This window comes from Bdellovibrio sp. CKG001 (assembly GCF_055397465.1).
The window spans coordinates 1-24913 of sequence record NZ_AP029173.1 but is presented as its reverse complement, the minus strand read 5'-3'; the positions used below and the strand labels follow the sequence as shown (position 1 = coordinate 24913).

The window sequence follows — 24913 nt, the reverse complement described above, 5'->3', positions numbered from 1 at the left end:
AGAATTTCTGAATTTTTGGCTGAAAGTCCAGCTTATCCCACGACCATGGTCTAGGAGAAGCCGGACTTTGCACTTGTTAGCTGGACTAAGAAACGGCTTTTTTACCGGTCTTAGGTGTGGGATTTTCATCAATAAAATCAAAACTCATTTGTTGAGGAGCTTTGAATTGTACGATTCTTTGCGGATTCGCTGCGATCTCTTTGCGCTCTGAAGGTGTCACGACATTGACGCCCGCGGAAGCCTTAATAAGGTGTTTGATAAAGGCTTCTTTCACGCTGTCAGGTGCATCGTTTTTGAAACCCAGTTCTGCCATTAGTTCATTGATCTTCTTCATAAGCCCAATCCTTGGTCTAGTTTCGGAAGTTTGTTGAACGAGCTTTAGAAGAATGTCGAAGAAGAAAAGATCAAAGATGTCTCTCAATGAGAAAGACCCATGCCGCAGAATTTAAAGGTTAAAGTTGCCTGGTTGTTTTTTCTGGCTACAGCGCAACAAAGTGCTCTAAATCCGTAATTAAGCATTCAATATTAAAGGACTATTTCAGAACTAAAAATTTGGGTGACGCTTGCTTTAGGGAAGGATTTGATGCGGCTTAGCCAGAAAAAACAACCAGGCACCTTTTGAGGACGGAAATAAAAAAGGGAGTCCGTGGACTCCCTTTTCTTTTTTTAGCCGGCGCCGCCGTCTTTGTGTTTTTCACGTTTGGTGACGTTGGCTACGAAGAATTCGCGGTTCATGCGCGAGATGTTCGTCAGCTGAATCTCTTTCGGGCAGGCCGCTTCACAAGCACCCGTTGTTGTACATGAGCCGAAGCCTTCTGCATCCATCGCGCCCACCATGCGGATGGCGCGCTCTTTTCTTTCCACCTGACCCTGTGGCAACAACGCCATATGGGAGATCTTGGCAGAAGTGAACAAAGCAGCAGAAGCATTCTTACAAGCTGCCACACACGCGCCGCAACCGATACAAGTTGCTGAAGACATTGCTTCATCAGCATCCGCCTTCGGAACCAGAATCGCGTTGGCGTCCACAGCATTACCCGTGTTCGCAGTGATATAACCACCAGCGGAGATGATACGATCCAAAGCGGATCTGTCCACCATCAAATCCTTGATCATCGGGAAAGCTTTCGCGCGGAATGGTTCAATCGTCAGGGTTGCGCCATCAGCGAAGTTTCTCATGTGCAACTGGCACACGGTTGTGGATTTCATCGGGCCGTGAGCTTCGCCGTCGATCACAAAGCCGCAAGTCCCGCAGATGCCTTCACGGCAGTCATGGTCAAAGGCGATAGGCTCATCACCCTTTGCGACCAGCTCTTCATTTACTGCATCCAGCATTTCCAGGAAAGAAGCGTCTTCAGAAACATTCTTTGCCTGATACTCTGCAAAGCCCCCTTGGTCTTTAGGGCCTTTTTGTCTCCAAACTTTCAAGGTCAGATTAATATTTTTTCCAGACATGCTACGCCTCTTATTTATAGCTACGAGTTGCTAGATGTACGTTTTCAAACTTCAGTTCTTCTTTGTGGCGAACAGAAGTCTCGATTTTGCCAGTGTATTCCCACGCAGCCACGTGACAGAAATTCGTATCGTCACGTTTAGCTTCACCATCCACCTGGTATTCTTCACGGAAGTGACCACCGCAGGATTCTTGTCTTTCCAGGGCATCACGACACATCAACTCACCCAGCTCCAGGAAGTCCGCCACGCGACCGGCTTTTTCAAGCTCTGTATTCAGGTAATTTGCCTCACCTGGGATACGCACGTTATTCCAGAACTCTTCGCGGATTTTTGGGATTTCTTGAAGCGCTTTTTTCAAGCCCGCTTCATTACGACCCATACCGCAGTATTCCCACATCACATGACCCAGCTCTTTATGGAAGCTGTCAACCGTGCGAGAACCCTTGATGTTCATCATCTTGTTGATTTCTTCTTTCACGCCGTGTTCAGCCGCTTTGAAGGCTTCATTCGTCGTGGAAACTTTCTCTAGCTTCGTGCCGCCCAGGTAATTACCCAAAGTGTACGGAAGAACGAAGTAACCATCCGCCAGACCCTGCATCAATGCAGAAGCCCCCAGACGATTGGCCCCGTGGTCAGAGAAGTTTGCTTCACCAGCAACAAACAGACCTGGAATTGTGGATTCCAGATTGTAGTCCACCCACAATCCACCCATGGTGTAGTGAGGAGCCGGATAGATCATCATCGGTTGCTTGTACGGATTCTGACCTGTGATTTTTTCATACATTTCAAACAGGTTACCGTAACGCTCAGAGATTTTTTCTTCGCCCAAACGCTTGATCGCATCAGCGAAATCCAAATAAACAGCCTTGCCAGATTCATTCACGCCACGGCCTTCATCACAACGATACTTCGCTTGACGAGAAGCCACGTCACGAGGAGCCAGGTTACCGAAAGACGGGTACACGCGCTCCAAGTAGTAATCGCGTTCATTTTCTGGAATCTGGTTCGGATGACGTTTGTCACCGACAGCCTTAGGAACCCAAACACGTCCGTCATTACGCAAAGATTCAGACATCAACGTCAGCTTGGATTGGTTTTCACCGTGAACCGGAATGCACGTTGGATGGATCTGTGTGTAACAAGGGTTTGCGAAGTAAGCACCACGCTTGTGCGCCTTCCAAGCTGCTGTCACCGCGCAATTCATCGCGTTCGTGGAAAGGAAGAACACGTTTGAATAACCACCGGACGCGATCACCACCGCATCGGCTTCGTGAGATTCAATTTCACCTGTTAACAGGTTGCGCACGATGATGCCGCGGGCTTTTCCGTCGATCACAACAAGATCCAGCATTTCACGACGGCTGCGAAGCTCGACGTTTCCTGCATCCACCTGTCTCATCATTTCAGAGTAAGCACCCAACAAAAGCTGCTGACCGGTCTGACCGCGGGCATAGAAAGTACGGGAAACCTGCGCACCACCGAAGGAACGGTTTGCCAAAGTTCCGCCGTATTCACGCGCAAATGGAACCCCTTGAGCCACCATCTGATCGATGATGTTCGCTGACACTTCTGCCAGACGATAAACGTTGGCTTCGCGAGCCCGGAAGTCACCACCTTTTACGGTGTCGTAGAAAAGACGGTAAGTGGAGTCACCATCGTTTTGATAGTTTTTTGCAGCATTGATACCACCCTGAGCCGCCACAGAGTGGGCACGGCGAGGGGATTCATGCACGCAGAAGGCTTTAACTTTGTAACCCAGTTCTCCCAAAGAAGCTGCCGCGGAAGCGCCGGCAAGACCGGTGCCCACGACGATGATGGAGTGCTTTCTTTTGTTCGCAGGGTTCACCAACTTGTAGTCAAATTTGGTTTTAGTCCATTTGGATTCAATTGGGCCGCTTGGAATTTTGCTGTCTAATTTGTTAGCCATTGATTCGTCCCCTTAGTTGCCGTTCAGGAAAATAAATACGGGTTGAGAAATGAAACCCAAAGCAACGACCACCGCGTAGGCGTAGCTCAGTTTTTTCCATGTATTGCGGTAAGTGCCTTCCATCAGACCCAAAGACTGGAACGTGGAACCCACACCGTGACTGAGGTGGAAGCCCAAAAGGATCAAACACACGACATACCATGCGATGTAGCCCGGGCTTTGGAAGACTTCGACCATCAGCTTCGCCAGGTCACGCATCACGACGCCGTTTACTGTCGTTTCGTAATGAGTACCGTATTTGAAGGTGATCAGGTGAAGAATGATGAAGACAAGAATCAGACTTCCCTGAACCGCCATGGTTCTGGAAGCCAATGAAACCTTCTTTTGGCCGCTGGCTGCAACTGCGTAACGCTGCTCTTTGGCTTCACGATTGTGCTTCGTAAGGCTGAGGGCGCAGAAAACGTGAACTATCAACGCCAGAACCAGAACAGCTTCTGCGACGTAAATGATGTTACCGCTTGTTAACGCGTGTCCGTAAGCATTGTAGGCATCATGGCTTACGAAGATTAAAAGATTACCGGCCATGTGTGCGAGAACAAATCCCGCCCAAATTAAACCGGTGATTCCCATTAGGTACTTTTTCCCGACGGTAGAACCGAGAAATCCAGACATGGTGTAGAACCCCTTGTTTTTTGGTGTGTATTTTCTCAATAAGTTTCCACTTACCTTACTCCCGCGGGTTGCTTTTTGTCCATGTCCCCCGTCATGTTTCGCGACACGTTAAATATACAATTTAGTTTTGCCTTTCCTGGACTTGCGATAGAACAAAGCCCTCTTAAAAACGGGGTAAAATATGAAGATTTTTGTGTGTATCAAGCAGGTGCCTGACACCGAAACAAAGATTAAGATCTCTCCCGACCAAACCGGAATCGACACGGCGGGTATTAAATGGGTTATGAACCCATATGACGAGTATGCAGTTGAGGAGGCCAACAAACTTCGCGACGCAAACCCAGGGTCCCAAGTATGGGTTCTGAGTGTTGGACCAAAGGCTCGTGTTGTTGAATCTTTGCGCACAGCTTTGGCTATGGGTGCTGATGAAGCCATCGTGGTCAACGGCGAGGGTCTGGACAACTTCTCTACCGCAAAAGCTTTGGCTGAGGTGATCAAGGCCGAAGGCGGCGCGAAAGTCATCTTCTCCGGTAAACTTGCGATTGACGACAACGCCTCTTCTGTCAGCCAAATGCTTGCTGAATTCCTGAATGTTCCTCACACTACAGTGGTATCGAAATTCAATTTCAATGGCGAAAACGTTCTTGTTGAGCGTGACATTGAAGGCGGCGCCAAAGAAGTGGTGCAAATGATGACTCCAGCGGTTGTGGCTGCGAACAAAGGCTTGAATATGCCTCGTTACGCAAGTCTTCCAGGCATCATGAAAGCCAAAAAGAAAGTGATCAAAGAAATCGAATTCGCTTCTTTGAACATCCCGGCTTCTGACATCAAAGTTAAATACACAGGTTTTGCTCTTCCACCGGAAAAACCGGCTGTGAAAATGATCTCTGGTGATGCTTCTGCACAGGCATCCGAACTGGTTAAACTTCTTCGCGACGAAGCGAAGGTTCTGTAAGGAGCTTGCGACATGGGTAAAATTCTAGTTTTTGCGGAACACACAAACGGTAAAATCAAACGCAGCGCTCAAGAACTGGTTCAGGCAGCGGCGGCATCCGGTAACACGGTTGTGGCAGTGGCTTTCGGTTCTCACGCAGGTGATGTAACAGCTGCTTTGGGTCACAATGGAGCTTCTGAAGTTCACGTTGTAAAAGACGCCTCTTTGGATGCTTACAATCCAGAGTCCTTCACTGCAAACATGGCGGCGATCATCGCGAAGGTTCAGCCTTCCATCATCCTGGCTTCTGCTTCTTCTACAGGGAAAGATCTTTTCCCGCGTGTAGCAGCTCGCTTGGGTGTGGGTGTGGCAAGTGATTGCACATCTTTGACTATTTCCGGTGATAACGTGACGGCTGTTAAGCCTATGTACTCCGGTAAGTGCTTTGCGACTGTAAACTTTGAAAACAGCTCCACTAAAATTGTTTTGATGCGTGCAAACCAACTTCCAGTTGCAGCAGTGGACACCTCCAAAACTGCAAGCGTGGTTGAACACGCAGCAGCTGCGGTGGATCTGAAAACTTTGGTAAAAGAAATCGTCAAAGGCGCCAGCGAAAAGTTGGATCTGACGGAGGCTAACATCATCGTTTCCGGCGGTCGTGGACTTAAAGAGGCTGCGAACTTCAAGGTTTTGAATGATCTTGCTGATGTTTTGGGTGCGACAGTCGGCGCTTCTCGCGCAGTTGTTGATGCTGGTTGGGTTGGTCACGGTATGCAAGTGGGCCAAACAGGTAAAACTGTAGCTCCAACTTTGTACATCGCGGTTGGTATTTCCGGCGCGATCCAGCACTTGGCGGGCATGAGCGGATCCAAAGTGATTGTTGCGATCAACAACGATCCAAATGCGCCAATCTTCCAAAAAGCGACTTACGGTATCGTGGGTGACGCTTTGGAAATCGTTCCGAAACTGACTGAAGAGTTCAAGAAGGCTCTTCACCACTAATCGTGTTTAGAAAATATATTCTTCCGATTATTGTTTTCATCTTTTACCGAACCCTCTCATGGACATGGAGGGTTCGGCTTATTGAGCCTGATTCCCTGAAAAATTCGCTTGATTCTTCCACTCCATCGCCGGTGGTGTTAGCGCACTTTCACGGAGATGAGCTCGCACTTTTATCTGTCGTAAAAAGATATCGTATTGCCACGATTGCTTCGCAATCCAAAGACGGCGAGCTGATGGCCACCGTCTTGAAATGGTTAGGGGCAAGAACCAGCCGCGGTTCTTCCACACGCGGTGGTGTGCAGGCATTAAAAGGTCTTTTGCGTTTGGTAAAAGACGGGGGAAATTGCAGCTTTGCCGTGGATGGTCCAAAAGGCCCGTTACACAAAGTCAAACCCGGGGTCTTTGAACTTTCCCGCATGATTCATGGTCCGATCTACGCGGCGGGCGTGGCGTGCGATCGCGCGATTCACTTTCCTAAATCGTGGAATAAAACCTTCCTGCCAAAACCTTTCGCCAAAGTGATCATCTACTGGATTGGCCCCATGTCTCCGGTGAGTAAAGAGGTTGATCCAAGAAACCCAGACCTTGCTCTAGAGTTAGAGGGGCTTTTACACCAAGCTAGACAGCAAGCTCTTAAATTCATTGCGGATAATGATGCTCAGTGCTAGCCTTTTAGCGTAGAACTCGCTTTCAGATCTTCGAGGCAATGACGCCACTTGATTTGGAAATAGCGCTAGTGTGTCTTCAACTTTTTAGAGGGACTTTTAAAGTATGAAACTTGTAATCAGCATCTTGTTGCTCATCTCTGCGACCTCTTTCGCTCAGAAATCCAATGAAGTCGTGGCTCAGGTGGGTAAAAAAACCATCACACTTGAAGATTTCAATAAAAAGTACAATGAGGTGAAGTCACAAACGATCAATCCTCCAACCAAGGAACAATTCCTGGAAGATCTGGTTCGTTTTGAAATGGGTGTGCAAGAGGCTGAGAAACGCAATTTGCAAAAAGACCCTATCGTTCAAGAGCGCTTCGATCAGGAAATGTACAAGGCTCTTCTTGAAAAGGATATCGGCCAAAGAATTCAGAAGATCCAGGTTTCTGATGCTGAAATGAAAGCTTGGTACGCTAAAAATCCGGAGCTTCGCACCAGCCATATCCTGATTGAGTTCAAAGCAGGCGCCACTCCAACTCAGGTTGCAGAAGCGAAGAAACGTGCCACTGAAATTTATGACGAAGTTAAAAAAAGCAAAAGGCCGTTTGAAGAACTGGTGAAGTTGTACTCTGACGATGCGCTTTCCAAGCAAGTTGGTGGTGACATCGGTTGGCAGTCTCGTATAACTCTGGTTCCGAACTACTATGATGCTGTTGCCAACATGAAAGTCGGTGAGATTACGGGGCTTATCGAGACGAAGTTTGGCTTCCACATCATTAAGTTGACGGGTCGTAGAAGCTATGAGAACGCGAACAAACGCCAGATCAGAGCGGCTGTTTACGACGAGAAAAGAAAAGACGTCTTCAATGACTACTTTGAGAAGATGAAGAAGTCTTATCCGATCAAAGAAAACAAAAGTCTTTTAAAATAAGGATTTGATTCGATGAAAATCAATAAGAGCCCCGCACTGACGGGGCTTTTTATTTTTATGAGCCTCGCCCTGGCGGGATGTCCATCAAGCTATCAGAAGATCTCTACCAAGCCGGTAGAGAAGGTGAATGATCACGTTCTGACCTCAAAACAGTTCGCCAATCAGCTGGCACGCCGGCTGCGCAACTTCGATGCTCTGGCCGCCAAAGACCCGAACAATATCCACCGAATCAAAGAAGAAATTCTGCGTGATTTCCTGGTGAAGAGCCTGACGCTGGATTGGTCCCGTGCTCAGAGCATCGTGATTTCCGAGGCCACCCTGGATAAAGAGGTCGATACCCTGCGCGCCAACTATCCGGACGATCTTTCCTTCCGACGGGCCCTGGCGCAGGAAAATCTGTCCTTCTCGGAATGGCGTGAAGAGCTTCGTTATTCTCTGATCGAGCGTGAGGTCTTTAAAAAGATCAATGAAAAGGTCAAGGCGCCCACAGAAGAAGAGATTAAGCGCTATTATGAAGACAACAAAGACCGCTACAAACGCAAAGAACGCATTTATCTGCGCCAGATTGTTGTTGATGAAGATGCCAAGGCCGATGCCATCAAGGTCGATCTGAAATCCGGGGACTTCGCGGAGCTGGCTCGAAAATACTCGATCACACCTGATGCCAAACAAGGCGGCGTCGTGGGGTGGATCGAAAAGGGGACCGTGGACTACTTTGATCCCCTGTTCAGTGCCGGATCCGGAGTGCAAACAATCAAAAGTCCCTTCGGAATCCATCTCATTCGCGTGGAAAAGAAGGCCGCAGCCTCCACGTTGCCACTTGAGGAGGTCAAACCACAAATCATCAGGGCCCTGCGCGCACAACGCGAGCAGGCGGAATACGTCGCATGGCTTGATGCTCAGCTCAGAAGTAGTAAAGTCTTAAAGGACTACGAATTGATGAACTCCATTAAAGTGGATACAAGAGGAACCAATGATTAATCTTCTTTTTGCTTTGCTAGTGGCTACACCAAGTCATGCTGAGGTTGTGGAAAAAACTGTGGCTATCGTCAATAGCGAGTTGGTTTTGGAATCAGACTTTAAAGATCTTGAAAAACGCATTCCCAAGCCCGGCATGGTTGACGAGGCTCTGCTGTTTGATAAGCCCGTCACCAGCCTGAAGGGGAACCGCAAGGCGCAGCTGGATTATCTGATCCATGAAAAGATCCTTCAATCCGAGATCAAGCGCCTGAACCTGACGGTGACAAGTGACCGCGTGGATTCCGAACTGAAAGAGATGGCGAAAAAGAATAACGTCTCTGAGGCCGAGCTTGCCAATGTGATCAAGCAGCAAGGCGTGACTCTTGAAGACTACCGTCGATTCCTGAAAGACAGTATTGAAAAACGTTCTTTGATGGACGCCGAGATCATTTCCAAACTGCGCATTTCAGATGAAGACGCCTTAAATGAGTATCTGAAATCCAATCCGAACAATCGTCCCTCGATCGATGAATTTAGCGTATCCCACATCTTCTTTAACCCCAAAAAAGGGGGCGCAGAGGCGGCCATCAAACGCGCAGAGACTGTTTTGGGTAAACTTCGCAGTGGTGACAACTTTGAAAATCTGGCGCAGCAGTACAGTGAAGATCCGAACTTTTCTTCTGGTGGAGCCCTGGGAACCTTCAAGTCCGGTGAATTCCTGCCAGAAATTGAAGAAGCGATTTCAAGCCTGAAGGCGAATGAAACCACTCCTATTGTCAGATCCCGCATGGGCTTTCATATCGTGAAACTGACAGGGAAAAAGCTGACAACAGATCCGAAGTTTCAGGCAGCAAAAGAAAGAATCAAATCTCAGTTGTTGGAGATCAGCTTCCGTCGTCAGCTGAAGAACTGGCTGCAAACCAAACGTGACGAGTCTTTCGTTCGTATCAATGAGTAGAAAAAGAATTGCGCTTACTACAGGGGATGCTGATGGTATAGGGCTGGAGGTCACAGCCAAGGCTTTGCATCACCTGGGGCCTCAGTCCAACACACAGTTCATCATGTGGCGAGCTGAGGGTGCTCCGGATAAGTATTTGAGACTTATCGACAGGAAATTTGAGCGCATTGTGGTGGATTCACTTTCAGAAGCCCTGAAGGTGACAGGACCCTACCTGATCGACATTGCCTCAGAAGAATCACCAGCCCACTGGGTGGAAACATCTGCCAAGGCCTGTTTGAGAAAAGAATTGCAGGCCATGGCTACAGCCCCGCTGTCCAAAACCTCGATCAAAGAGGCTGGCTATAAGGATCTGGGACATACAGATATACTCAAACGTGTCTCCAAAACCCGTCATGTTCATATGGGTTTTTTGGGGGATAAGTTCAATGTGGTGCTGACCACCGCCCATATTCCCGTTCGTGATATTTCAAAACACCTAAGTTTTAGCACCCTGGCTGAAGCTCTTTTAAATGCCGATGATCTTCGTAAAAAGCTGCCTGCGGCTCAAGCGAAAAAACCTATCGGTATTCTGGGATTGAATCCCCATGCGGGCGAGCAGGGATTGATCGGACAGGAAGAGCTTTTGTTCTTCCCGGAATTGATCTCTTTCGCGAAGGAAAGAAAGATACCTGTTCAAGGGCCTCTGGTCCCCGATGCGGCCTTCTTCCCGGCGAATTGGCGCAAATATTCGATATACCTTTGCCTTTATCATGACCAGGGACTTATTCCCTTTAAAATGATCCACGGACAGGATTCCGGCGTGCATATGACCCTGGGTATCCCTTTCATACGCACCAGTGTGGACCATGGCACAGCCAAGGATATTTTCGGTCAGAACAAGGCCAATCCCCATTCGATGATTGATGCCGTTCGCTGGGCGGTAAAATTAGCTCGACTCTAGAGCGCAAAAATTATACTCCTAAGCCCTTGAAATAATTGAGGTGATATATGTTTCAACCTGTGATTTTTAGAGAATACGACATTCGCGGTGTCTATAACGGACAGTTCGACGATAACTTCGCTTACCTTCTGGGTCGCGCTTATGTCGTGTACATGAAACAAAATAAGAACATCGACAACCCGACAGTGGCTTTGGGTTGCGATGCCCGTGAAAGCTCTCCAGCGATCATCAAAAATCTTGCAAAGGGTTTGATGGACTCTGGAGCTAAAGTCATTCACTTGGGCCTCGTAACAACTCCCGTATGCTATTTTGCCACTTTCGAACTGAAAGTGGACGGCGCGGTTCAGGTGACCGGTTCCCACAATCCGCCAGAATACAACGGCTTTAAAATCTCTGTTGGTAAGGGCACTATCTTTGGTGCAGAAATCCAGAAACTTCTGCACATCATTCAAAAAGGCGAATTCATCGACGGAAAAGGTTCTGAAGAGTCCTTCGACATCAAGCCGATGTACTATGCTCGTTACGCAAAAGAGTTTGGCACAATCAAAGACACAAAAGTTGTTTTGGACTGCGGAAATGGTGCCGGTGGTTCTGTCGTAAGAGGTCTTTTCAACGCCGTTGGTCTGAACCCAACCATTTTGTTCGAACAGCCAGATGGTACTTTCCCGAATCATCATCCAGATCCAACAGTGGAAGAAAACCTTGTTGATTTGAAAGCCCAGGTTCTGAAAGAAGGCGCTGTGGCCGGTATTGGTTTTGACGGTGATGCGGACCGCATCGGTGTCGTCGATCACACAGGCCGCATGGTTTATGGTGATGAGTTGATGGTGATTATCTCCCGCGCGATTTTGGCTGAACAAAAGGGCGCAAAAATCATCGGCGATGTGAAGTGTTCTGATCGCTTGTATCACGATGTTGCAAAACACGGTGGTCAGCCGATCATGTGGAAAACAGGTCACTCTTTGGTGAAAGAAAAAATCAAAGTTGAAAAAGCACCTTTCGGTGGAGAGATGTCAGGCCACGTGTTCTTCGCGGATCGCAATTACGGCTACGATGATGCTCCTTATGCGGCTTTGCGTTTGGTAGAGATTCTGGCGAAAACTGGTAAAACCATTCCACAACTTCTGGAAGGCTTGCCACCTTCTTTCAACACACCTGAAATCCGTATCGATACTACAGAAGAGAAAAAAGTTTTGATCGTCCAAAAGATGATCGAAGCTTTCCCGAACACTCCGGATGCTGACTACAAAGTGGACTTCACTGATGGCATTCGTTTGAGCTTTGCCGACGGTTGGGCTTTGTGCCGTTCTTCGAATACCCAGCCTGTGGTGGTGGTTCGCTATGAGTCTTCTTCGCAGGAAGGCTTGGATAAAATCCGCGGCCGTGTGGAAGCGATTGTAAATAAGTATCTTTAAAAAAAGAGCCGGGTGAATAGCCCGGCTTTTTTTATGTCTATTTTCTTTTTGTTTTCCTGGAGGTCGAGATCTTTTTCGAAACCTTCTTGCGAGAGACTTTCTTTTTTTTCTTTTGCTGTGGCCAGACACCGATTCTTGGGTCTCCGGAACGAACAAGTTTTATGATGGAATCTGCCAGGGATTCCCAGCTTTCTGACGTGAAGGGCACATAAAGCCACTTAGGCAATACCGGATGTAGAACAAGTGAAGGAAACTGGGCCTGCAGGGCAGGGTGCTGTTCACGCGATGTGCAGATCAGCAGACCATTCCAGATATCATAGGGATACTTCTTTCCGCGATAGAGATCATTTCCAGCATCCTCCATGATCACAAGCTTCAATTGCCCCTGATAGTACAAGGCCAGTCCGCCGAACATGGATTTGATAATGGCATCAGGTTTTTCCTCGAAAAATTCATAGATCCAGCGGTTTTCAAAATGCTTCATAGATCAAAAGTAACAAGGCCTGCAAAGCCCCTCAAGACAGAAAAAGTCCCCTGTCAAAGTCTTAGACACCTGGTGTGTCTCCTCTGTAATCTAGAGCCTCTGAGATGTCATAAGCTTTGCAACTCAATATCCCCGAGGTGCGACTATGAGTCTGATTCGACACACAAAAATTCTTGGCGCCGCTGTTCTTTCATTGCTGCTATCAACTTCCGTGGCCTTGGCGGACTGCCGGGATTGCACCACTTTGGACTTCGAAAAGCAGATCCAACTAAATCTGCTCACACCCATGCTAAGCATGAATCTGAGGCAGAAGATCGACTATATACAATCTCAGGGCATTGACGTTTATCGAGTGAAAGATACAGAAGATCTTCCCGTGACTGTTCCTTTTTTACCTTACGCCACTGAGGATATGATTCCCAAGAAGTTCCTAAAAGTATTTTCCGAAGGCGCCATCGGTCTTTACATGACCGAGTCCAACTACGCCTATGGAGTTGAAAAACCCACCATCCTCTTGATTGAAAGCACTGATGACTGGACCGTCATTCATGAATACGCTCACTATCTTTTTGACCGAGCCCGCATGATGACTGACAACACCCGCGAGTCCCTTCATCTGATGCACACCGAAGACGCACAGGAAGACTTTTTTGAAGCCAAAGAGATTTATCGCAACATGGGTCAGTATCGCGACGAAGACCACAAGCGCAGAACCATTCAGAGCTTTGTGTTGTTTGCAAAGATGCAGGTGTTCTTCGAGCGTTCGGCCAGTCTTGAAGAAACCACAATTGAAAAACTTCTGCGTAGTTACTATGTCTCACACGGGCCGCATGGCTTCGGCCACAAAGATATTGAAAGAAGCGACCGGTATGTCTTCAACACTTCACAAAAGGCTCAGCAGTCTTTGCGCCTTGTTCTGGAGGATTGTGTTGATTTGGCGAAGACTTTAAATAGTCAGGACCAGGCTCTTCTTAAAGAGCTATCTGACGTTTGCACTCAAGCGGATCTTTTAAAAAAAGAAAGTGTGAAGGTTTACGAGAGCACCGGTCTTAAAAAACCCCTGGAAGAGTCGAACTAGAGGGATTCATATTTTGAAAATAAAAAACCCACAACCGATGAAAGTTGTGGGTTTCTAAAGACCGTTTAACCGGCCTTCTTGATCAAGAGATCAAGCCTGAATTATTTCAAGCCCAAAGCGATGATCAATGCGTAGATAACTAGGGATTCGATAAGAGCTAGACCCAAGATCATTGGGATCAAAAGCTTACCAGAAGCCGCTGGGTTACGAGCGATACCTTCCAAAGCTGTGGAAGCTGTTTTACCTTGAGCCATAGCGCCCGCGAAAACAGACAAAGAGATAGCGATAGCTGCTGCGATAGCAACAAGACCGCGGTCTGCGTTAGCAACAACAGTTTCAGTTACAGCAACAGCTGCGTCTTGAGCGAAAGCGGAAGAAGCAAGCAAAGTGATAGCTGCGATGATCATTTTTTTCATGTGAACTCCTTATGGTTTAAAATTTTGCCTTTTAGTGATCGTGTGCAATCGCGAATGCCACGTAGACCATTGAAAGCAAAGTAAATACAAAAGCCTGAACAAAACAAACGAACAATCCCATGATGTAGAATGGAATTGGTACACCGATTGGTACCAGATCCAGGAACACGGAAAGAACCGTGTGGTCACCCATCATAACGTTCGCAAGACGAAGACCCAAAGAGAACGGACGAACAACGTGAGACACGATCTCGATCACGAACATCAATGGCGCCAGGAAAATAACCGGACCCATGAAGTGTTTAAGATAAGCCACAGGGCCGTTTTCTTTCACACCTTGGAAGTTATAGAACAAGAACATCAAAACACCGAATCCGAAAGTGGTGTTCATGTTCTCTGTCGCAGGAGTCATACCCGGAATCATACCCAACAAGTTGTTGAACAAGATGAAGAAGAAGACGGAAGCGAAGAACGGGATGTAGTGCTTACCGTGTTCACCGATAACCATCTCAGCCAGGCCTGATGTCATTTCAGTTAGAAGTTCGAAGATCCCACGAAGAGAGAACTTACTCGCAGGCATAACAGCAGTTTCACCTTTTCCAAGTGAAGCTCTTGCCATCAAACCAATTCCAAACGCTGCAACAGTTGCGATACCCAAAGTAGCAACGTGTGCGTATTCGTGACCTACTCCAGGAGCCAGTTGTGTCCAGTTAAATGACATCTTCTTTTCCTTCTCTTAAGGCTTCTTTCGTCGCGTAAGCGAGTGCTGAAAGAATAAAACTTGCAACACCGAGAGCGAACCACAAGGTATCGAACCACGGCAAGGCAACAAGCTTAAAGATAATAATCCCTAAAATCGCGTACTTAAATACAATGATCCCGATGGCTAGGGCAACCAATTTCTTATTGAAGATCAAGACCCAGGCAATTCCCGCCAGAAAGAAGCTCAGAAAAATGACCAAGCTACCGGAAATGAAGGAATAATTGTGTTGTGGCGCAGCAAAAAGCCCTAAAAGAAGGCCTCCTAGGAGGATAAGAAGGGCTTGAATGGTAAGAACAAATTTCATGGCGTTCCGGGTGGTTTCTTGGATTCTGATTCTTTCTCATCTTGTTTCTGCATTCTTTGCAGCAACCAGATGACCCTCCACAACCAGCCCACCAAACTGGCCAGGCTTAATCCGGCAAAGATTAGGCCCTTGGTTTGATATTTCTGATCAAGGTATTGCCCAAGGTAAAAACATCCCAGAATCAAACCGACAAGCTCAAAGCCGATGGATGCAAAGATTATATACTTTTTCATTACTTCCTGAAGCCTTTCGCGCCGGGGGCATTCTTCATACGTTCCTGAAGGCGCTTGATTCGCAGTTCAATATACTCCGGAGGATTGTATTTCCCTCGATGTTCTTCCAAAACGGCAATCGCACTCTTGAAATCAAGATTCTCTTCGTAACAAACCGCCAGGGTCAATGCGACATTCTCCTGCACGGCTTTGTCAGGATAGTCATCAATCAGATCCTTAAAGATCACTGCGGCGTTCTTAAAGTCTTTCTTCGCAACCAGAATATTCCCTTTTAACATCATCGCGCTAAAACGGATATTGTCGTCACTTTTAAGCTTCAAAAGAGAATCAATCTCCGACTCGGCCTGAAAGAAGTTGTTCAGGTAGTACTGTGCCCGCGCGATGTTCATTTTATATTGAGCAGCCTCCAGATCCGTGTGAGGCATCTGCTGCAACTTACTGAACTCAATAATGGATGCCTGATAATCCTGAAGGTTATTGAAGTAGATCGAAGCAATCTGTCTTTGGGATTCCAGCCGTTCTTTTTCGTCAGTGGAATTCAGCACAATATAATGGTGATAAGCGACGGCCTTTTTAAAGTCCTTGATTTCAAAATAGGAAATTCGGGCGGCTTCGCGAGCCGCCTCCAGTGGGTATTTGCTGGGAGCGTCTCTTTTAATGACTTGATCCAAGTACCCCAGGGCAATTCGATAATGTCCCTGGGATATGGATTTTTGCGCTTGTTTAAAGTCTGCTTCTTCCTGGGAAGAGCAGGCGGACAGAGCCAAAACTAGGGCAACCAGCAAGGCTCTGATCATTTTAGTGAGTGACTCCCTCTGGAGCTGTTTCTTCAGCCGCAGATTCATCCTCCGCTACAACGGCAACACCGGTTACGGTCTCTTCCTTCTCATCAATGTTGATCAGGCGGACACCTTGAGTGTTACGACCAAGAACAGAGATATCAGTCACCTTCATGCGGATAACCTGCCCCTTGTCTGTAGAAAGGATAAGCTCCATGTTGTCGGCCACTTTTTTGGTGCCGATAACAACACCGACTTTGTCTGTGGTTTTCTGAGTGATAATACCCACGCCACCACGAGACTGAATACGGTACTCGGCCACTTCGGAGCGTTTTCCATAACCTTTGGAGGTCACCATCAAAATAGTGTCTTTGGTGTTCTTTTCAAGAACTTCCATCGCCACCACGATGTCGTCTTTTGCAAGAGTGATCGCTTTCACGCCGCGGGCGGTACGGCCCATACCACGCACATCAGCTTCGTTGAAGCGGATGGACATACCTTCTTTGGTCGCAATGAAGATATCACTCTGACCGTCAGAAATTTTCACATCGATAATCGCGTCATCCAGATCGGTCGTCAGCGCAATCACGCCGGCTGTTCTTGGGTTGGAGAAGGCATCCAAAGATGTTTTCTTGATCACACCTTTTTCCGTCAGCATCACCACGTATTTACTTTCACTGAACTCATTCACCGGCAGAATCGCACGAACGCTTTCACCATTGGAAAGCTGAACCACGTTGGCCAAAGACTTCCCTTTGGAAGTTCTGGTGCCCAGAGGCAGACGGTGAACTTTACACCAGTAAACTTTACCTTTGTCAGTGAAGACCAGCAGCATGGTTTTGGTGCTCGCAGAGAAGATGTCCGTTACGTAGTCTTCTTCTTTGGTCTCCATGCCTTTAAGACCTTTACCGCCACGTTTTTGCACGCGGTATTCTTCAACCGGGATACGTTTGATCAGGCCTGTGTTGGTCACAGTCACAACCATTTGTTCGTCGGCAATCAGGTCTTCATCTTCCAGATCACTCAGGTCACCCGTGATTTGGGTGCGTCTTGGATCGGCATAACGTTTTTTCAGGTCTTCCAGTTCGCCGACGATGATTTTGTAAATCTCACGAACATCAGAAAGTACAAACTTCAACCAGTCGATTTGTTTCATCAACTCAGCCAGTTCAGCGATGATCTTATCGCGTTCCAAACCTGTCAGGCGCTGCAAACGCATTTCCAGGATTGCTACGGCTTGTCTTTCAGAGAAGTCGAATTTTTCCATCAGGGCTTCACGAGCCGTGTTGGCTTCTTTGGATGCTCGGATGGTTTTGATTACTTCTTCGATGTGATCCAGGGCTTTTTTCAGACCTTCCAGGATATGGGCGCGCTCCTGGGCTTTTTTCAGTTCGAAGATACAACGTTTGGTGACGACGTCACGGCGGTGATCAACGAACGCTTCCAGCATGCCTTTCAAATCGAAAGTCACGGGTTGGTTTTTCGCATCCAGAGCCAGCATGATAATACCGAAGCTCGTCTGCATTTGAGTAAACTTATAAAGTCTGTTCAGGATCACGCTGGCGTTTTCACCGCGTTTCAGAACAACCACGATACGCATACCTTCACGCGAAGACTCATCACGGATGTCCGAAATGCCTTCGATTTGTTTGTCACGAACCAGGTCCGCCATACTTTCAATCAGTTTGGCTTTATTCACCTGATACGGGATCTCGGTGATCACGATCTCTTCACGGTCTTTAACCTGAACAATTTCTGCCACCGCTTTGATTGTGATAATACCGCGGCCTTTTTTATAAGCCTGCAAGATACCTTCACGGCCGGCAATCACACCAGAAGTCGGGAAGTCCGGACCCTTAATGTGTTGCATAAGATCTTCAATCTGACAGTCCGGGTTGTTGATCAGGTGGATACATCCATCAATAACCTCACCCAGGTTGTGCGGAGGAATGTTGGTCGCCATACCCACCGCGATACCCGCTGAACCGTTCACCAAAAGATTTGGGAATTTGGACGGAAGAACCGTCGGAATCAACAAAGAGTCATCGTAGTTCGGACCGTAAGAGACAGTTTCTTTTTCCAGGTCGTTCAGAAGCTCCTCTGCCAAAGCCGTCAGACGGATCTCAGTGTAACGCATGGCTGCCGGGCTATCACCGTCGATGGAACCAAAGTTCCCCTGACCATCCTCAAGCGGGTAGCGCAAAGAGAAGTCCTGAGCCATACGAACCATGGTATCGTACACAGACGCATCACCGTGAGGGTGATATTTACCGATCACGTCACCCACCACACGGGCCGACTTCAAATACGGTCTGTTGTGGCGGTTGTTCATTTCACTTTGAGCAAACAAAACACGGCGGTGAACCGGTTTCAAACCGTCACGCACGTCGGGAAGCGCACGGCCCACGATCACGGACATGGAGTACTGCAGATAAGCTCCGCGCATCTCCTTACTGATATCAACTAACGTGACGCCTTTTTCTTCTTGATTATTTTCCATAAAATTTCAAATCCCTTAAAAATTAAACGTCCAGGCTTCGTGCCAACAATGCGTTGTCGTGGATGAATTGACGACGAGGTTCAACCATTTCACCCATTAGGATGGAGAAGGTTTCGTCGGCGGCAACAGCATCGTCGATAGTCACTTTCAGAAGAGTTCTGTTTTCCTTGTTCAGAGTGGTTTCCCACAACTGCTCCGGATTCATCTCTCCCAATCCTTTATAGCGCTGGATGTAGATTCCTTTTTTCGTGGATTCCATCACGTGAGTGTAGAAGTCGTTGTAGTTCTCAAACTGAACTTCGTTTTCACCTTCAAGAATGGTCAAAGGCAGAGTGCTGATCGCCTGAATATCAGACCAGATTTTTCTAAGCTCGATGATTTCAGAAGAACGCAGATTGTCCGTGCTGAATTTCGTCGTCATGCGGTCAGCATAACGAACGGTGTAGATGTCAGCATAGATTTTGCCGGTTTCAGCTTCTGTTTTAACTTCGCCTTTGTATTCGGTAATACCCAGTGTCTGATCAGAGTTAACCCAGGCACCCAGGTCTGTAAGAACCTGTTCAATCTTTTTGGCATCTGTGAAGGTTTTTTCAAAGTCAGATACTTTACTCAACAGGAAGTACAAAACGTCCTTGTCGTATTTCTTAGAGGAAACACGCAGTAGATCATTGAAGCGCTGGATATTCAGGATCAACTGACGCAGTTCTGTTTCCGGCAGGGACTCTTTACCTTTGATTTTGAAGTTTCCAAGACCGGAGCTAAGAAGATATTCCGTCAAAGCCGCTTCATTTTTCAGGTAAGTTTCCTCTTTGCCTTTTTTCGCGCGGTACAGAGGTGGCTGGGCGATATACACATAACCACGCTCAAGCACCAACGGCATCTGGCGATAGAAGAAGGTCAGAAGCAACGTCATGATGTGTGATCCATCGACGTCGGCATCGGTCATGATGATGATTTTGTGATAGCGGATTTTATCCACGTTCACGTTGTCTTTGCCGATACCGGTTCCCAAAGCAGAGATAATAACTTTGATCTCTTCCGAAGAAATGATTTTATCGAAACGTGCTTTTTCGACGTTCAGGATTTTACCCTTCAACGGCAAGATCGCCTGAGTGCGACGGTCACGTCCTTGCTTCGCGGAACCACCTGCGGAGTCACCCTCCACCAGGTACAGTTCACAAAGAGCCGGATCACGTTCCTGACAGTCAGCCATTTTCCCTGGCAGGGATCCGCCATCCAAAACAGTTTTACGACGAGTCAGATCGCGGGCTTTTCTGGCAGCTTCACGGGCACGAGCTGATTCCACACACTTGCCGATGATATTTTTTGCCACGGATGGATTGCGATCCATCCAGTCCGCAAGCTTTTCATTTACCATCGTCTCGACAATACCCTTAACTTCGGCATTACCCAGTTTGGTTTTTGTCTGACCTTCGAACTGAGGTTCACGAACTTTGACAGAGATCACAGCCGCCAAACCTTCACGGATGTCCTCACCCTCAAGGTTGGCTTTCAGATCTTTCAGAAGATTTTTTTCAGTCGCATACGCATTCGTTGTACGAGTCAATGCGGCACGGAAGCCGACCAGGTGAGTACCACCTTCATGCGTGTTGATGTTGTTGCAATAAGTGAAAATGGATTCAGAGTAGGAATCATTCCACTGCATGGCGATTTCCACATCGACATTGTCTTTTTCGCCCTTGAAGTAAATCACTTCGTTGTGCAGGGATTTTTTGGACTGATTCATGTACTTTACGAATTCAGCCACACCTTCGGAATACTGGAAGTCCTGTTTTTTGCCGTTGCGTTCGTCGGTCAAAGAGATATGCAGGCCCGCATTCAAGAAAGCCAGTTCACGGAAACGGTTGGCAAGAGTGGTGAAATCGTAACTGAGAGTTTCGTCTTTGAAGATGGTGCGATCCGGTTTGAAAGTTACTTTCGTTCCGGTTTTTGTTGTGACTTCACCTTTTGCTACAGGAGCCAGAATTTTTCCACGCTCGTAGTTTTGTCTCCAGAAGTGTCCATCGCGCTGAACTTCAACTGACACACGGTCAGATAGTGCATTCACAACTGAAGCACCAACCCCGTGCAGACCGCCGGAAACTTTATAACCACCGCCGTCGAATTTACCACCAGCGTGCAAAACGGTCATAACCAGTTCCAGAGCGGATTTACCAGTTTGTGTTTGAGTCGCGACCGGAATACCACGACCGTCGTCTTCAACGGTGATGGATTCATCGGCATTGATGGACACACTGATTTTTTTGCAGTAGCCAGCCAAATGTTCGTCTACCGAGTTATCCACAATCTCATACACAAGGTGGTGATAACCTTTGAAAGCGGTATCCCCGATATACATCCCGGGACGCTTACGAACTGCTTCAAGACCTTCAAGAACCTGAATTGAATCGGCCGAATAGGATTTTTGTTCTTCTACTGACACTGGAACCCCTCATTGCTTTGCATACCCTTCGACACTCTCGAAGAAGTCGCGTTCATCATTCGCTTCCGGTTTAGAAACCGAAAGGATCTACTCAAGGATATGACCATCCTTGATGCGCACAACGGAAAGCTGATCGAGGCTGAAAGAGTCGGGTAACGTGAAATCCGTGGTCGTCACAAAAATCTGCGTATTGATCTCGTGTAAGAACGTAATCAGTGCATCTCTTTTGGCTTTATCGAGCTCGGAAAGTACGTCATCCAACATCAGCACAGGATAGGTCCCGTGAGCCTTCCTATGATACACAATTTGGGCCATTTTGAAAGAAAGAATGATCGCTCTCTGCTGCCCCTGGCTACAGAAAAATCGTGAGTCTTTTTGCCCATATAGGAACACAATATCGTGCTTATGTGGACCGACCAAACTTGTCCCGCTTGAGAGCTCCGCATCATGCAGTTCACGCAGACGTTTGGTGAGCGCATTTTCGACTTCTTCTCGTGTAAAACTCACCGCGTTTTGATCGGAAATCAGGTATTCCACCGAGATATCCACATTCATGTTACCGGAAATGTATTGCATGGCATTATTAAACTCTTTGGAGAGTCCTGCCAAAGCAGTGATGCGGGCATGGGTCAAATCGGTCGCTAAACGCACAAATTGGGGCTCCAGGGACTCCAAAAGTCCTTCCGTGACCGTTTTGTCCTGTAAGCCCTCTAAAAAGTTCTTAAGGATCTTGTTGCGCGTTTTCAGGGCTTTTCGATAATCCGCAATCAAACTCACATTTCGGCGGTCAAAAGTGACGAGCAGTTCATCCACCAATTCACGGCGATGATCAGCCCCTTCTTTGATTGAAGCCAGACTTTCCGGACTAAACACAACACTAGCGAAGATTTTTCGAACATCGGCCGAGTTCACACGTTTTTCGTTTAACGTCAGGACCTTGCGACTTTTTGAAAGTCCCATCTTCAGTTTGTAGTGAAGTTCATTTTGACTGATCAGCGCCTGGATGACGGATTCGCTGTACTGGGAATTAATCAAAGTGGAATTGTCAGAGTAGCGGAAGGAGTCCCCTTGAGAGATCATGTACATCGCCTCAAGGAGATTTGTTTTCCCTTGTCCGTTTTCCCCGAGGAAGACATTCACTCGAGGAGAAAAGGACAAGACCACGTCCCGATAATTTCGGAAATTAACCAGACGCAGTCGTTCGAAGATCATTAGATTCTCATCGGCATCACAACGCAGGTGTAAGTCTGATCGTTGTGAGGTCTCATCAAACCAGGGGACAGGTGATCGTTCAGCTCAAAATCAATCTTATCCTGGTTCATACTTGTCAGGATGTCGGTGATGTACTTGGCATTGAAACCAATTTTGATTTCATTACCTGCGTAATCCACTTCGATTTCCTCTTTCGCATCACCCAGCTCTGGATTGTTGGAAGAAATTTCCATACGACCGTTGGATAGATTCAACAACACCGCTTTGGACTTTTGATTTGCCAACAAAGAAACGCGTTTCAGTGAAGTCAGGAATGCATCACGGCTTATCATCACTTTTTGCGGAAGCTTCTGTGGAATAAACTGTTGATAATTCGGGTACTTTCCTTCGATCAAACGAATCATCAGAATTGTTGATGAATGTTTCAATACGAATTGGGAGCCTTCCACAGCTATTTCCACAGTGCCTTCGATGCTTTCAAGAATTTTCTTAATTTCATGAAGACCTTTGCGTGGAATGATCACACCTTGAGTCGCATTCACTTTGATTTCTGAGGATGGTTTATTCACCAAACTCATACGGTGACCGTCAGTTGCCACCATTTTGAATCCAGACTGTGGATTGAGCTCAAAGAAAACACCATTCAGGTGATAGCGAGTTTCGTCTGTGGAAACGGAGTAGATTGTTTTATCAATCATCTCTTTCAAAACTTGTGCATCAATTTTAATAAAAGCCTGAGAGTTGTAAGTTGGGAAGATTGGATATTCTTCAGCAGAGATACCCACAATCTTGGATGTGTACTTCCCTTGTTTGATCTCCAGCCAGTTATTTTCTTTTTTAATCAGAGTGATAGGGCCTTCAGAAAGTTCTTTGGCAATATCGAATAAACTTTTTGCACTGACGGCGACTTTGCCTGGTTGATGAACTTGAACTTTGATTTGGTCTGTCAGGCTGACTTCCAGATCTGTGGCAAAAACCTTCAACGTGTTTTGGTCTGCTTCCAGCAAAACATTGATCAAGATTGGCATTGTGTTGCGTTTCTCAACAATGTTCTGAGTTTTTCCGATAAGGCTTAACAGATCTCGCTTATCAATTTCTAATTTCATGAAAGACCCTCTTTTGAACGCTCTTATTATCTAATTCTATATATATAAATATCTAGTAGTAGTAGTAGGGGCGTGGAAAACCTAACAAATCCCCTAAGTGCATGTAAACACTAAAAAACATTTGTGGATAAAGACCCTGTACAACTTTGCAGTTTTTGAGCCTTTTTTGGGGGTAACTTTGATCCACATTTTAAGCCCCAAACTCTTCCACAACTCTTTCCACAGTCCACATTCACACCCCTGTGATATTGTGGATACGCTGTTCTAAATCTTCGATATCCTTGGCAATATCCTGGTCCGCTGCTTGTAGATTCTTAACCCGTTCCAGAGCATTCATCACAGTTGTATGATCTTTACCACCAAAAGACTTCCCGATATCCACCAATGATTTATCCAGGAACTTCTTAATCAGATACATCGCGATTTGACGTGGAACGACAATCGGCTTCGCTCGGGTGGAAGATTTTAGATCCAAAACACGCACCTTAAAGTGGTCAGCGACCAGCTTCATGATCTCTTCCACAGAAATAGTGGATTGAGTTTCGTGGTGAGATAGAATGCGCTTCACCAAGTCATAATCAATCGGAAGACCCTGGAGCTCAGAGAACATCTTTACTTTTTTTAGATTGCCTTCCAACTCTCTGATCGAGCGTTTGGATATTCTGGCTATGTAGTTCACGACGTCTTCAGGAAGGCGCACATTGAACTTTTCGGCCTTGTAGCGAAGGATGGCAATACGCGTTTCCAGATCCGGCATGGTGATGTCTGCGATCAACCCACGCTCCAAACGGGTGCGGCTGCGGTCTTCCAGGCCGTGGATATCTTTAGGCATCCGGTCGCTGGCCAAGATGACCTGCTTACGGCTGTCGATAAAACTGTTCACTGTGTGGAAAAACTCTTCCTGGACAGCCTCACCACGAGCAATAAACTGCACGTCGTCGACCAGAAGGATGTCGGAGTTCTCGCGGTATTTTTGGCGGAACTTATCCATTTCATGGCGGCGGATGGCTGAAATACACTCATTCATAAAGCGTTCAGCCGAGATGTATGTAATTCTAAGTTGCGGATATTGTTCGCGAATATGATTTCCCGCAGCATGCAGTAAGTGGGTTTTACCCATTCCCACAGGTCCATATATATAGAGTGGGTTATAATCATCGGCCCCCGGATTACGGGCGACGTTAAAACAGGCGGCATGGGCAAATTCTGAGTTTTTCCCCACGACAAAGGTAGAGAATGTCAGATCTGAATTGAGACTATCCGTACTAGACCTTGGTTGAGTAGGCTGGATATTCTGAGCACGCGCCAATTGTGCTTGGAGGATCTCAGACCCACTTAAAAGTTCGTCCGGGGTGGAGGATGTCTCAATATGAGAATTTATTTTGTTCCCCGTAATACTGAACTCGACTTCAAAGGGTTTTCCATAAGTATCTGAAATCTCTGTATAAATCTTATCCTGAAGGTTCTCAATCACGAAGTACTGGTGAAGGGCATTAGGCACTCCAAGGACTAGGCGAGGGCGTTCGCTTGGCCCCGTAGTGCTTACGTACTCAATAGGGTCCAGCCAGGTATCCAACAACTTGTTATTGTCGTTCCTGCTTTTCATCTTGGTTTTGATAAGTGTCCAAAAAGACGAGTTTAATTCCACGTGATTCCCCTCAAGTACCGGGTCCTCTTAACAAGGGGAGCTGAAGTTTTCAACAGTTGACCTTATTGCCGCATTGTGCTTTATTAATGCCCCACGTATC

Annotated in this window: 24 protein-coding genes; 9 read left to right on the top strand and 15 right to left on the bottom strand. The window is 47.0% G+C overall.

What is annotated here, in order from left to right:
* Positions 1-85: 85 nt before the first annotated feature.
* From ACZ50P_RS00120 to ACZ50P_RS00105, 4 genes are all read right to left on the bottom strand, one after another.
* Positions 86-334 (bottom strand): hypothetical protein, encoded by a 249-nt coding sequence (locus tag ACZ50P_RS00120; RefSeq protein WP_464119186.1) that lies wholly within the window; start codon positions 332-334, stop codon positions 86-88.
* A 332-nt stretch (positions 335-666) separates the two neighbouring features.
* Entirely contained in the window at positions 667-1455 is a 789-nt protein-coding gene (locus ACZ50P_RS00115; protein ID WP_464119184.1) for a succinate dehydrogenase/fumarate reductase iron-sulfur subunit, read from the bottom strand.
* A 10-nt stretch (positions 1456-1465) separates the two neighbouring features.
* Complete coding sequence (locus ACZ50P_RS00110) at positions 1466-3382, bottom strand: fumarate reductase/succinate dehydrogenase flavoprotein subunit (protein WP_464132628.1); 1917 nt, start codon at positions 3380-3382, stop codon at positions 1466-1468.
* Positions 3383-3394: 12 nt separating this feature from the next.
* Positions 3395-4054 carry a succinate dehydrogenase cytochrome b subunit gene (locus ACZ50P_RS00105; RefSeq protein ID WP_464132627.1) on the bottom strand — a complete coding sequence of 220 codons (660 nt, stop codon included), beginning with the start codon at positions 4052-4054 and terminating at the stop codon, positions 3395-3397.
* Between the two features lie 181 nt (positions 4055-4235).
* Here ACZ50P_RS00105 and ACZ50P_RS00100 point away from each other — a divergent pair, with 181 nt between their 5' ends.
* The 8 genes from ACZ50P_RS00100 (at position 4236) to ACZ50P_RS00065 (ending at position 11847) form a co-directional block, all read left to right on the top strand.
* Entirely contained in the window at positions 4236-5009 is a 774-nt protein-coding gene (locus ACZ50P_RS00100) for an electron transfer flavoprotein subunit beta/FixA family protein (RefSeq protein WP_464119182.1), read from the top strand.
* Positions 5010-5021: 12 nt separating this feature from the next.
* Positions 5022-5990, top strand: coding sequence for an electron transfer flavoprotein subunit alpha/FixB family protein (locus tag ACZ50P_RS00095; protein WP_464119180.1), 969 nt, complete (start codon positions 5022-5024; stop codon positions 5988-5990).
* Positions 5991-6124: 134 nt separating this feature from the next.
* A complete protein-coding gene (locus ACZ50P_RS00090; protein ID WP_464132625.1) occupies positions 6125-6658 on the top strand; it encodes a lysophospholipid acyltransferase family protein in 534 nt (177 codons plus the stop codon).
* 103 nt (positions 6659-6761) lie between these two features.
* Entirely contained in the window at positions 6762-7571 is an 810-nt protein-coding gene (locus ACZ50P_RS00085) for a peptidylprolyl isomerase (protein ID WP_464119177.1), read from the top strand.
* Between the two features lie 12 nt (positions 7572-7583).
* On the top strand, positions 7584-8552 hold the full coding sequence (locus tag ACZ50P_RS00080; RefSeq protein ID WP_464132623.1) for a peptidylprolyl isomerase: 969 nt from the start codon (positions 7584-7586) through the stop codon (positions 8550-8552).
* Positions 8545-9489 (top strand): peptidylprolyl isomerase, encoded by a 945-nt coding sequence (locus ACZ50P_RS00075; RefSeq protein ID WP_464119174.1) that lies wholly within the window; start codon positions 8545-8547, stop codon positions 9487-9489. The genes ACZ50P_RS00080 and ACZ50P_RS00075 overlap by 8 nt, the downstream gene beginning before the upstream one ends.
* Positions 9482-10432 (top strand): 4-hydroxythreonine-4-phosphate dehydrogenase PdxA, encoded by a 951-nt coding sequence (locus tag ACZ50P_RS00070; RefSeq protein WP_464132622.1) that lies wholly within the window; start codon positions 9482-9484, stop codon positions 10430-10432. The genes ACZ50P_RS00075 and ACZ50P_RS00070 overlap by 8 nt, the downstream gene beginning before the upstream one ends.
* A gap of 47 nt (positions 10433-10479) precedes the next feature.
* Positions 10480-11847, top strand: coding sequence for a phosphomannomutase/phosphoglucomutase (locus ACZ50P_RS00065; protein WP_464132619.1), 1368 nt, complete (start codon positions 10480-10482; stop codon positions 11845-11847).
* A 37-nt stretch (positions 11848-11884) separates the two neighbouring features.
* Here the strand turns inward: ACZ50P_RS00065 and ACZ50P_RS00060 are convergent, their stop codons facing one another.
* Positions 11885-12331: a hypothetical protein gene (locus tag ACZ50P_RS00060; protein ID WP_464132617.1), complete on the bottom strand. Its 447-nt coding sequence runs from the start codon at positions 12329-12331 to the stop codon at positions 11885-11887.
* A 145-nt stretch (positions 12332-12476) separates the two neighbouring features.
* On the opposite strand from ACZ50P_RS00060, the gene ACZ50P_RS00055 reads away from it, so the two are divergent.
* Entirely contained in the window at positions 12477-13409 is a 933-nt protein-coding gene (locus tag ACZ50P_RS00055) for a hypothetical protein (protein ID WP_464132614.1), read from the top strand.
* A gap of 101 nt (positions 13410-13510) precedes the next feature.
* Here the strand turns inward: ACZ50P_RS00055 and ACZ50P_RS00050 are convergent, their stop codons facing one another.
* The 10 genes from ACZ50P_RS00050 to dnaA all read right to left on the bottom strand — a co-directional run bounded on the left by ACZ50P_RS00050 (position 13511) and on the right by dnaA (position 24813).
* The gene (locus ACZ50P_RS00050; protein ID WP_464119165.1) at positions 13511-13825 is read right to left on the bottom strand and encodes an ATP synthase F0 subunit C; all 315 of its coding nucleotides are present in this window, start codon (positions 13823-13825) and stop codon (positions 13511-13513) included.
* Positions 13826-13856: 31 nt separating this feature from the next.
* Complete coding sequence (gene atpB / locus ACZ50P_RS00045) at positions 13857-14546, bottom strand: F0F1 ATP synthase subunit A (RefSeq protein WP_464119164.1); 690 nt, start codon at positions 14544-14546, stop codon at positions 13857-13859.
* A complete protein-coding gene (locus ACZ50P_RS00040; protein ID WP_464119162.1) occupies positions 14536-14892 on the bottom strand; it encodes a hypothetical protein in 357 nt (118 codons plus the stop codon). The genes atpB and ACZ50P_RS00040 overlap by 11 nt, the downstream gene beginning before the upstream one ends.
* Complete coding sequence (locus ACZ50P_RS00035; RefSeq protein WP_464119160.1) at positions 14889-15125, bottom strand: AtpZ/AtpI family protein; 237 nt, start codon at positions 15123-15125, stop codon at positions 14889-14891. The genes ACZ50P_RS00040 and ACZ50P_RS00035 overlap by 4 nt, the downstream gene beginning before the upstream one ends.
* On the bottom strand, positions 15125-15922 hold the full coding sequence (locus ACZ50P_RS00030; RefSeq protein WP_464119159.1) for a tetratricopeptide repeat protein: 798 nt from the start codon (positions 15920-15922) through the stop codon (positions 15125-15127). Before ACZ50P_RS00030 ends, ACZ50P_RS00035 begins: the two co-directional genes overlap by 1 nt.
* A 1-nt stretch (position 15923) precedes the next feature.
* Positions 15924-18404: a DNA gyrase subunit A gene (gene gyrA / locus ACZ50P_RS00025; RefSeq protein WP_464132613.1), complete on the bottom strand. Its 2481-nt coding sequence runs from the start codon at positions 18402-18404 to the stop codon at positions 15924-15926.
* 22 nt (positions 18405-18426) lie between these two features.
* Complete coding sequence (gene gyrB, locus ACZ50P_RS00020) at positions 18427-20847, bottom strand: DNA topoisomerase (ATP-hydrolyzing) subunit B (protein ID WP_464132610.1); 2421 nt, start codon at positions 20845-20847, stop codon at positions 18427-18429.
* 87 nt (positions 20848-20934) lie between these two features.
* Entirely contained in the window at positions 20935-22059 is a 1125-nt protein-coding gene (recF, locus tag ACZ50P_RS00015; protein WP_464119153.1) for a DNA replication/repair protein RecF, read from the bottom strand.
* Entirely contained in the window at positions 22059-23165 is a 1107-nt protein-coding gene (gene dnaN / locus ACZ50P_RS00010) for a DNA polymerase III subunit beta (protein ID WP_464119151.1), read from the bottom strand. The genes recF and dnaN overlap by 1 nt, the downstream gene beginning before the upstream one ends.
* A 232-nt stretch (positions 23166-23397) precedes the next feature.
* Entirely contained in the window at positions 23398-24813 is a 1416-nt protein-coding gene (dnaA, locus tag ACZ50P_RS00005; protein ID WP_464119149.1) for a chromosomal replication initiator protein DnaA, read from the bottom strand.
* Positions 24814-24913: the final 100 nt, after the last annotated feature.

Excerpts from the sequence above, each read along its gene's own strand:
- ACZ50P_RS00030 (WP_464119159.1), bottom strand. The coding sequence starts at position 15,922 with ATGATCAGAGCCTTGCTGGTTGCCCTAGTTTTGGCTCTGTCCGCCTGC.
- gyrA (WP_464132613.1), bottom strand. The coding sequence starts at position 18,404 with ATGGAAAATAATCAAGAAGAAAAAGGCGTCACGTTAGTTGATATCAGT.
- ACZ50P_RS00120 (WP_464119186.1), bottom strand. The coding sequence starts at position 334 with ATGAAGAAGATCAATGAACTAATGGCAGAACTGGGTTTCAAAAACGAT.
- ACZ50P_RS00085 (WP_464119177.1), top strand. The coding sequence starts at position 6,762 with ATGAAACTTGTAATCAGCATCTTGTTGCTCATCTCTGCGACCTCTTTC.
- ACZ50P_RS00100 (WP_464119182.1), top strand. The coding sequence starts at position 4,236 with ATGAAGATTTTTGTGTGTATCAAGCAGGTGCCTGACACCGAAACAAAG.
- ACZ50P_RS00075 (WP_464119174.1), top strand. The coding sequence starts at position 8,545 with ATGATTAATCTTCTTTTTGCTTTGCTAGTGGCTACACCAAGTCATGCT.
- ACZ50P_RS00110 (WP_464132628.1), bottom strand. The coding sequence starts at position 3,382 with ATGGCTAACAAATTAGACAGCAAAATTCCAAGCGGCCCAATTGAATCC.
- ACZ50P_RS00070 (WP_464132622.1), top strand. The coding sequence starts at position 9,482 with ATGAGTAGAAAAAGAATTGCGCTTACTACAGGGGATGCTGATGGTATA.
- ACZ50P_RS00115 (WP_464119184.1), bottom strand. The coding sequence starts at position 1,455 with ATGTCTGGAAAAAATATTAATCTGACCTTGAAAGTTTGGAGACAAAAA.
- ACZ50P_RS00050 (WP_464119165.1), bottom strand. The coding sequence starts at position 13,825 with ATGAAAAAAATGATCATCGCAGCTATCACTTTGCTTGCTTCTTCCGCT.
- recF (WP_464119153.1), bottom strand. The coding sequence starts at position 22,059 with ATGATCTTCGAACGACTGCGTCTGGTTAATTTCCGAAATTATCGGGAC.
- ACZ50P_RS00035 (WP_464119160.1), bottom strand. The coding sequence starts at position 15,125 with ATGAAAAAGTATATAATCTTTGCATCCATCGGCTTTGAGCTTGTCGGT.
- atpB (WP_464119164.1), bottom strand. The coding sequence starts at position 14,546 with ATGTCATTTAACTGGACACAACTGGCTCCTGGAGTAGGTCACGAATAC.
- dnaN (WP_464119151.1), bottom strand. The coding sequence starts at position 23,165 with ATGAAATTAGAAATTGATAAGCGAGATCTGTTAAGCCTTATCGGAAAA.
- ACZ50P_RS00065 (WP_464132619.1), top strand. The coding sequence starts at position 10,480 with ATGTTTCAACCTGTGATTTTTAGAGAATACGACATTCGCGGTGTCTAT.
- ACZ50P_RS00095 (WP_464119180.1), top strand. The coding sequence starts at position 5,022 with ATGGGTAAAATTCTAGTTTTTGCGGAACACACAAACGGTAAAATCAAA.
- ACZ50P_RS00055 (WP_464132614.1), top strand. The coding sequence starts at position 12,477 with ATGAGTCTGATTCGACACACAAAAATTCTTGGCGCCGCTGTTCTTTCA.
- ACZ50P_RS00060 (WP_464132617.1), bottom strand. The coding sequence starts at position 12,331 with ATGAAGCATTTTGAAAACCGCTGGATCTATGAATTTTTCGAGGAAAAA.
- ACZ50P_RS00040 (WP_464119162.1), bottom strand. The coding sequence starts at position 14,892 with ATGAAATTTGTTCTTACCATTCAAGCCCTTCTTATCCTCCTAGGAGGC.
- ACZ50P_RS00105 (WP_464132627.1), bottom strand. The coding sequence starts at position 4,054 with ATGTCTGGATTTCTCGGTTCTACCGTCGGGAAAAAGTACCTAATGGGA.
- ACZ50P_RS00080 (WP_464132623.1), top strand. The coding sequence starts at position 7,584 with ATGAAAATCAATAAGAGCCCCGCACTGACGGGGCTTTTTATTTTTATG.